The 1,304-nt window shown below is 69.9% G+C and carries 2 protein-coding genes; one reads left to right on the forward strand and one right to left on the reverse strand.

The window, feature by feature from the left end:
* On the reverse strand, positions 1-487 hold a 487-nt coding region (locus AC1D12_RS33470), incomplete at its 3' end, for a type IV pilus assembly protein FimV (protein ID WP_477845396.1).
* 190 nt (positions 488-677) lie between these two features.
* Between AC1D12_RS33470 and AC1D12_RS33475 the strand changes: the two genes are divergently transcribed.
* A partial coding sequence (locus tag AC1D12_RS33475) for an enoyl-CoA hydratase-related protein (RefSeq protein ID WP_477845397.1) occupies positions 678-1,304 on the forward strand: 627 nt, incomplete at its 3' end.

A 1,304-nucleotide genomic window follows, 5' to 3' on the forward strand; every position in this document is an offset into this window, starting at 1 on the left:
GCTGGCCGGCTGCGGCACGCGGGCGCTGCGCCGCCGGAGCGCCCGAGGCGACGCGCGGCAGCGTCGGGCGCACCGCCGGCTCGCCCTGCGGCGCGATCACGCTGGCCAGCGGCGAGGCCGAGGTGTCGGGTTGGTCGGAGATGTCGGGCAGCGCGTTGGCCGGTGCCACGACGGTGGCCGACGGCGGGTCGGCGAACACCACGTAGTTGCGCGACAGCCGTGTCGGACAGCCGACGTTCAGCGCGATGCCGACCACCGGTTCCTCGACCGGCACGGTGGTGGTGATGCGCAGCCGGCGTTCATTGCTGCCGGGCTGGCCCTCGATGCGCACGCGCACCGACAGCGAAGACAGCGCGTGATCGCCGATCGACACGTCGGCCTTGACGCACGAGGCCTCGATGCGCTCGTCGGGCTCGAGCCGCAGCATCACGGCGAAGTTGAGCGGGTGGCCGAGGGTGGTGGCACCCAGCGTGTTGCCGAACCCCATCGCAGTCGCTTGTCCCGTGGGCAGGAGGCCCAAAGCGAGGCTGACTGCGAGCAAGTTCGGGAATCTCTGCATTCGAATGAGCAGTTGATTGATTTTTTGACTCTAGCATGAACCTTCCTGCGGTGATCTCCGCAATAACGGGCATGATCGCGCGCCATGCGCTTGGCGCTGTCTGACGAATGGTGTGGCCATGCCCTCTGAATTGCGTGCCGAACGACGCGACGGCACCCTGGTGCTGACGATCAGCGACCCCGCTTCCCGCAACACGCTGTCCGAGCAGGTCTTCACCGCCGGCATCGAATCGCTGGGCGTGGCCGAGTCCGACCCCGACGTGCACTGCGTCGTGCTGCGCGGCGACGGCGAGCACTTCTGCGCCGGCGGCAACCTGCAACGGCTGCTCGCCAGCCGCGAGGCCCCGCGCGAGGTGCAGGCAGGGATGCTGGAGCGCTTCCACGAGTTCGTCGAGGTGCTGCGCGTGTTCCCGAAACCGGTGATCGCGGCGGTCGAGGGCGCGGCGGCGGGGGGCGGCTTCTCGCTGGCGCTGGCCTGCGACCTGATCGTCGCGGCCGAGAACGCGCGCTTCGTGATGTCGTACGGCCGCATCGGGCTGTCGCCGGACGGTGGCTCGAGCTGGCAACTGATGCAGCGCCTGCCGCGGGCCGTGGTGCTGCAGATGCTGTGGCTGGCCGAGCCGATGGGCGCGGCGCAGTTGCAGGCACTGGGCCTTGTCAATTGGGTGACAGACAGCGGGCAGGCGCTGAACCAAGCTCTGGCGGTGGCCGAGCGGCTGTCCCGGCTGGCGCCGAACGCGGTGTCC

The sequence above is a fragment of the Rhizobacter sp. P1_G5 genome (genome assembly GCF_056405435.1).